Source organism: Microcystis sp. 49638_E5, from assembly GCF_021300285.1.
Classification (GTDB): domain Bacteria; phylum Cyanobacteriota; class Cyanobacteriia; order Cyanobacteriales; family Microcystaceae; genus Microcystis; species Microcystis aeruginosa_C.
This window is the reverse complement of sequence record NZ_JAJTDH010000049.1, coordinates 20,248-27,021: the sequence shown is the minus strand read 5'-3', so window position 1 is coordinate 27,021 and position 6,774 is coordinate 20,248. Positions and strand designations below refer to the sequence as shown.

Below are 6,774 nucleotides of genomic sequence, written 5' to 3'. Positions count from 1 at the left end.
ACGTGATGGCACCACTCCGATTCCATCCCGAACTCGGTTGTGAAACTTCACCGTGGCCAAGATACTTGTCGGGTTGCCGACCGGGACAATAGCTCGATGCCAGGATTATTCTTTCCTACCCCTCAATCCGACAAGATTGGGGGGTTTGGTTTTTAGGAAAAATCAGAGGATTTTAAATCTAAACCTCGCTCAAATATTGTATCTATGGCTAACATTTCTCCGTCGCTAGTCATAAATTTATGATCTTTGGTTGCTTGGATAGTTTGCCCATTTTCTAGGGTGTATTCAAAGACTTCTTGTAAACCTCGCTCGTGCCATTGAGAGATTGGTTGACTATAAACAAAACCATTTTTATCTACACTATAAACAGTGCAGTTAATTTCTTCGCTGACAATTTTAGCAATTGGTAATAATCCGTATTCCTCAGTTAAAATTAACGTCTCACCTCCTAGACAATATTCGGCAAAATTTACCATCTGTTCAAAGAGATTTTCAGCGATTCTTTTTTCCACGCCATTTTTAGCAGCACCATCGATAAACATCTCCCTTTGTTTCTGCATTTCGGAGGCTTTTTTCTTACCCATTGCCCGACGCAATAGATCCGCTTCTCCCAGGGAATAACCCGCTAAATCCTGCGCCATTTTCATAATCTGTTCTTGATAGACTAAAACTGCGTAGGTTTCCTTAAGAATTGGTTCCAATAAGGGATGATCATAACGAATGGGTTCTCTACCGTGTTTTCTGCCAATAAAGAGAGGAATTAATCCCGCATCTAAAGGTCCGGGGCGATAGAGTGCTAAGATTGAAGATATGTCCTCAATACCCGATGGTTTTAACTCTTTAACGATCTGTTTCATTCCCGATGATTCTAACTGGAAAATACCTTCTAAATCCCCTTCTTCTAGTAATTCATGGGTTTTGAGAATATCGGGAGGTAGTTTTTTATGTTCCCCTTTAGCCCGAATTTGCAGGGCTTTTCTTTCATCTAAAGGCAATTGATCGAGATCGATATATATACCCTGATTTTGTTTAACTAAATCGGCGGTTTTTTTCAAAGTGGTTAAATTTCTTAACCCTAAAAAGTCCATTTTTAACAATCCCAATGATTCTAAATCCTCCATGAAATATTGGGTAATTACCGCCCCATCATTATTTTTCTGGAGGGGAACCACTTCATCTAAAGGCTGGGAAGAAATGACGACTCCCGCGGCATGAACTCCGAAGGTTTTGTTAGTACCTTCGATACGAATTGCCATATCTAACCAATGACGCACATGGGGTTCCGTATCGTATCTTTCTTTAAATGCCGGTTCGGGAGTTTCATCGGAAATCATCACTTTTAAAGGTGTGGGTTTACCGCGAGAAACGGGAATCATTTTCGCCATTTTATCCGATTCGGCATAGGGAATATCTAACACCCGCGCCACATCTTTTAAAACAGCTTTTGATGTCATACGGTTAAAAGTAATGATTTGAGCAACATTAGCCTCCCCGTATTTTTCCGTAACGTATTGGATCATTTCATCCCGTCTCTCGATACAGAAATCCGTATCAATATCAGGCATAGATTTCCGTTCAGGATTGAGAAAACGCTCAAATAATAAACCGTGATGAACGGGATCAATATTGGTTATTTTTAAAGAATATGCTACCAAAGAACCCGCCGCCGAACCGCGTCCTGGACCGACGGGAATATCATGATCTCTAGCATATTTTATATAGTCCCAAACGACGAGAAAATAGGTAGAAAATCCCATTTTCTGTAGCATTTTTAATTCGTATTCAAGCCTTTCTTTGTAAACAGGTTCAATCTCGTGACGAGAAGGACATTTTAATCTTTCTAGTAATCCTAACCAAGCAATTTCTTCTACATAACTATCAGCAGTATGTCCCGCAGGAACTGGATAATTAGGGAGTCTCGGTTCATTAAATATGTTATAAGGTTCGACTTTTTCTGCTACTTCTAAGGTGTTATTAATCGCTTCTTCAATCACATCTTCTGGCAGATGATCACGGAAAAGTAAGCGCATTTCATCAGCAGATTTTAAGTATTCTGTGCCACTATAACGGAGGCGTTTGTCTTCAGTAATTAACTTGGCAGTTTGAATACAAAGCAAGGCATCGTGTGCCTCTACATCGTAACAGGAAATAAAGTGAGAATCGTTAGTAGCAACTACTTTAATTCCTAATTCTTTAGCAATTTTAACTATTTCTACATTGACAATCCGATCTTCTTTAGAACCGTGGTCTTGAATTTCTAAATAAAAATCATCACCAAAAAGTTTTTTATACCATTTAGCAGTTTCCTTAGCCAGTTTCCTGTTATTAGCTAAAATCGCTTGAGGAATCTCTCCACCCAAGCAAGCACTGGTAACTATCAATCCTTCGTGGTATTGTTGGAGTAACTCTTTATTGATACAAGGACGAGCAAAAATGCCTTTACCTTGAATACCTTTCAGATTAGAAATAGTAGTTAATTTAACCAGATTTTTATAGCCTTGTGTGTTTTTGGCTAAAACAACTTGATGATATTTTCGGTGGCGAAGATTGACTTCAATATCGCCATTTACTACATACATTTCGTTGCCAATAATTGGTTTTATTCCCTTATTACGGCAGATTTTAATTAATTCGATCGCACCATACATGACTCCATGATCGGTTAAAGCGATCGCTGGTTGTCCTAATTCGATCGCTCGATCAATTAGTGCCGGTAATTGGGAAGCACCATCAAGTAAGCTATAATCACTGTGAATATGTAAACCGACAAAAGACATAGTTTTTCAGGAAAAAGTGACAAGGAAAAGTGGAAAAAAACCAGAATTTACTTACTTTTAATTTTCAGCAATCACAGTCTATTTTTAGGGTTGATTGAGAATCCTATAGGGGAAAGAACTTTCTTCTAAATTAAACCATTGTTCTCGAAGTTTCTGGTTATCATTGCTGCCGACGACAGTATCAACAAATTTTTTCCATTCGGGATCGTTTTTGGGTAAAATACAGCCATAAAGTTCGGTGGTAATCGGTTGACTGGGTAGTAGCACAAATTGTCGCGGATCCTGTCCTTGTTTAACGATTTCCCCCAGTAGAAGAATTCCATCACTAACCACTGCTTTTACTTCTCCCCTTTGTAATTTTGCCACTGCTTCACTTCGATCGCTGACAGCTTGCCAATTAGCCAGAGGATAGATATAACGAATAATACTATCGGTGGTGGTGTGGGGAATATAGGCGATCGCAACTGCCGCTAAAGTGTTATTAATATCTATTTTATCAACATTTTCCCTTTTAGTTAAAAATTGCGCTCCTGTCATAAAATAGGGAATAGAAAAATTAACCTTTTCTAGTCTTTCTTCCGTAATTGTTGCCGCATTACAGGATAAATCTACTTGTCCCTGTTCCACTTGCTGAAAACGATTATTAGTCGTCGCTTCTGTAAAGGTTATTGTAATCGGTTTACCTAATTCTTGTGCTAATCGACGTTGGACTAAGCGCATTAATTCCACTCCGTAACCTGTCCATTGTCCCGTTTTCTCATCGATATAACTAAAGGGAACAGCATCTTTTCTGGCTGCCGCTTTTAATTCTCCCGTGCGAGCAATTCTTTGTAAAACTGTTTCTGCCAAGGCTGATAAATGTAGATTATTTATCAGTAAAAGACCTAGAAAAATAAAGCAAAAGTTTTTAGACATATCAAGAAAGCAAGAAGGAGATAGGGAGAAAAAAGCTAACCACCGACGCGCGATTAGCAAATGCCGCTATATTTTAACTACGATCCTCAAATAATCCACTCAAACGTTCTACTTCTGTTTGTGCTGTGTACATAGGAGTTCCGGCCAGAATTCCGGTAACATTGCGGAAAGGTTGGCCGATGTGCATACCTTGATGATCGATCGAAAACTCACGAATATCCTTATCGTGCATAGAACCGCGCATTTTTAAAACAGTGATACCGCGGCGCATTTCTCCATACATTTCCACATAACGCAGCAGAATAATTGAATCGGTAATTGTAGAAATATGCGCTTCTGTAATCGAGGAACCTCCTAATAAAGTGGGAGTGGTGGAAGTAAATAATCCTCCCACCTCTTTTTGCTTAATAAAAGAAGTCAAACCGATAATAAATTCCCGAAATCCTTTCAGATTAGAAACCCTTTCTAAAGCAGATAAACTATCTACTGCCACTCGATTAGGTTGAAACTCCTCGATAATTTCCTTCATCATAATTAAATGATTTTCTAAACCCGTAGTTTCGGGATAACGGCAGACTACCTTTAATTTACCTTCCTTTTCCATGCGGTCATAATCCACCCCCCAACCGGTAGCATTTCTAAATAACTGTTCGCGACTTTCCTCGAAGGCAAAAATTAAACATCTTTCCCCATTGGTTACTCCCCCGGCCATAAATTCTGTCACCATCAGGGTTTTTCCTGTTCCTGTGGCTCCCGAAACCAAAATAACCGAATCGCGGAAGAAACCACCCCCACACATTCTATCGAGTTCGAGGCTGCCGGAAGTAATACGAATATTAGAGGATTTTTGTTCTAATTCAATAGCTGACAAAGGAATAATCACGGCCCCTTTATTGGGAATAATTGTAAAAGGAAATTCTCCTTTTTGGTGATCGGTTCCCCGATATTTTAAAATTTCGATCGTCCTTCTTCTTTTCTCATCGGTTAAAACGTTGCGTAAAATCACCACATTATCGGCCACAAACTCCTCCACCCCATAACGACTGATTTCGCCGTATTCTTGGGTTCTTTCCGCGGTCATAATCGCTGTTACTTCCAATTCTCGCAAAGCGGTTGCCAGACGAAAAAGATCACTTCTCACTTGAGCGCTATCACTTAAATGGCTAAAAATTGCGCCTAAAGAATCCATAGACACCCGTTTGGCTTTATTTTTGCGGATAGCAAACTCAATGCGAGCGATTAATGCGCCTAGGTCGTATTCTCCCGTCACCATCGGCTTTTCTTCTGGTTGGGGGGAAGCATCAACAAAGGCCCATTGGCGATTCTCCTCCCACTGCCGGATATTCCAACCAAAACCACCCATATTTTTTCTTAGTGCTTGGGGTGGCTCCTCGAAGGTGACAAAAACGCCATTTTCTCCATTTTTGATGCCTTCTGCGAGAAATTGACAGGCAAAGACCGTTTTAGCACTTCCTGCCGTCCCCGCTATCAAAGTTGCTCTTCCTTTCGGTAATCCCCCTTCCGAAAGAAAATCAAAGCCGGGGATTCCTGTTTCTAACTTCTCAATCAACTCTAGGGGATTATTTTGCGTCATTTAAGTTCTCTATGAAAACGAGCTAATGTTTATTGTACCTATTTCAGTGACCAGCGATACCAGAAATTCATCCCTAGTTTGAGAGTTTGAGCATTGGTAATAAAATTTCCAAGACATAGTTTAAATGCAGGACAGCTTCACCCAAGCATAAAGAGATTGGTTAGAGTCAAGGGAAACTATATAAGCAGGTAAATCTTAGCCACAATTAACCAAAATACCAATAAACTAATAGTCAGAATCAAAGTAATTTTTGTATTTAGTTGATTAATACTATTCTTGACAACTTTGATAGAGTTTAAGGTATAATCATAGTTATTTGCTCTACTATGAAAAATACAACCGATAGTAATCAAAATCAGCAAGAAAGCGATAATCAAAGACAAAAAATAGCAAGAGATAATAAACTCATCCTGAAGATTAATCCTAATAAAACTATAACCTATATACAGGAAGGAGCCAAACCGAAAAATAGATAAATTCTCTTTATTTCAGGGTTCCTTGAGATGCGCCATTATTTGACGCATCTCAAGGAAAAATCAAGTAAATTTCTCTAACTATAAAGGAACTTGAGTAATCCAATCTTGATACTTTGGTTCCTGATTGAGAACGATAGAACTTAACTTTTCTTTTAACTGATAAGTAATCGGTTTAGCCGCAGGTAAAGAAAAAGTTTCAATCTTTTTAATCGGAGTAATTTTCGCCGCAGTGCCACTTAAAAACACCTCATCAGCGATAAATAACTCCGTCTTATCTACGGGTCTTTCAATAACTGGAATCCCCAAATCCCGCGCGATAGTTAAAACACTATCTCTAGTAATACCCTCTAGGATATCTTGGTCAAAACTAGGAGTAATTAGCTGACCATTTCTGATGATAAAAATATTCATTCCCGTCGCTTCACAGACTTTACCCTGAGAATTCATTAAAATTGCCTCATCAAACCCCGATTCTACCGCTTCCGTTTTTGCTAAAGCAGAAGTGATATAAGCGGCGCTAATTTTACCTCGCAACGGGAAACTTCTATCCTCTTGACGATACCAAGAACTAATCCGGCAATTAACCCCATCGGCTGCTAAATAGTCATCCATTTCTAGACCATAGACTAGAAAATCCTTCTCGATACCATGCAATCGCGGTGCAATTCCCAACCCCGAACTATAGACAAGGGGACGAATATAAAAAGGTCGATTACACTGATTCTTTTTAACAAAATCGATAATTATTTGATAGATTTTATCGGCAGTAATCTCGTAATTAAGAAACTTAGCGCTTTGACTTAAACGCTGACAATGACGTTCTAATCTAAACAATAATATCTGTCCCGGATTGCTAGGGTCGGGAGTACCTCGTAAACCCCCAAAAGCGGCAGTTCCGTAGTGTAGTGCGTGGGTAGCAACGGATAATTTTGCCTCAGTAAAAGGGATAAATTTATTCTCAAAATAGGCGAGAGGAAGGAAAGGAATTTCGGCGGTAATAGACATTTTTTTG

General features: G+C 39.2%; 5 protein-coding genes and 1 rRNA gene. 2 read left to right on the top strand and 4 right to left on the bottom strand.

Annotated elements, in window-relative coordinates; genetic code table 11:
* Positions 1–105: ribosomal RNA gene (gene rrf / locus LW728_RS23420) — 5S ribosomal RNA — on the top strand; the annotation flags it as partial.
* A 47-nt stretch (positions 106–152) separates the two neighbouring features.
* On the opposite strand, the gene LW728_RS14500 is transcribed toward rrf, so the two are convergent.
* From LW728_RS14500 to kaiC, 3 genes are all read right to left on the bottom strand, one after another.
* Positions 153–2,777: a DNA polymerase III subunit alpha gene (locus tag LW728_RS14500; RefSeq protein ID WP_287666978.1), complete on the bottom strand. Its 2,625-nt coding sequence runs from the start codon at positions 2,775–2,777 to the stop codon at positions 153–155.
* A gap of 84 nt (positions 2,778–2,861) precedes the next feature.
* Entirely contained in the window at positions 2,862–3,692 is an 831-nt protein-coding gene (locus LW728_RS14495; RefSeq protein WP_002802235.1) for an amino acid ABC transporter substrate-binding protein, read from the bottom strand.
* Between the two features lie 73 nt (positions 3,693–3,765).
* On the bottom strand, positions 3,766–5,286 hold the full coding sequence (gene kaiC / locus LW728_RS14490; protein ID WP_002797104.1) for a circadian clock protein KaiC: 1,521 nt from the start codon (positions 5,284–5,286) through the stop codon (positions 3,766–3,768).
* Positions 5,287–5,612: 326 nt separating this feature from the next.
* On the opposite strand from kaiC, the gene LW728_RS14485 reads away from it, so the two are divergent.
* A complete protein-coding gene (locus LW728_RS14485) occupies positions 5,613–5,762 on the top strand; it encodes a hypothetical protein (protein ID WP_002802233.1) in 150 nt (49 codons plus the stop codon).
* A 78-nt stretch (positions 5,763–5,840) separates the two neighbouring features.
* On the opposite strand, the gene LW728_RS14480 is transcribed toward LW728_RS14485, so the two are convergent.
* A complete protein-coding gene (locus LW728_RS14480) occupies positions 5,841–6,767 on the bottom strand; it encodes a branched-chain amino acid transaminase (RefSeq protein ID WP_002802232.1) in 927 nt (308 codons plus the stop codon).
* Positions 6,768–6,774 lie beyond the last annotated feature (7 nt).

Coding starts and splice junctions, on each gene's coding strand:
- LW728_RS14495 (WP_002802235.1), bottom strand. CDS start 3,692: ATGTCTAAAAACTTTTGCTTTATTTTTCTAGGTCTTTTACTGATAAAT.
- LW728_RS14480 (WP_002802232.1), bottom strand. CDS start 6,767: ATGTCTATTACCGCCGAAATTCCTTTCCTTCCTCTCGCCTATTTTGAG.
- LW728_RS14485 (WP_002802233.1), top strand. CDS start 5,613: ATGAAAAATACAACCGATAGTAATCAAAATCAGCAAGAAAGCGATAAT.
- LW728_RS14500 (WP_287666978.1), bottom strand. CDS start 2,777: ATGTCTTTTGTCGGTTTACATATTCACAGTGATTATAGCTTACTTGAT.
- kaiC (WP_002797104.1), bottom strand. CDS start 5,286: ATGACGCAAAATAATCCCCTAGAGTTGATTGAGAAGTTAGAAACAGGA.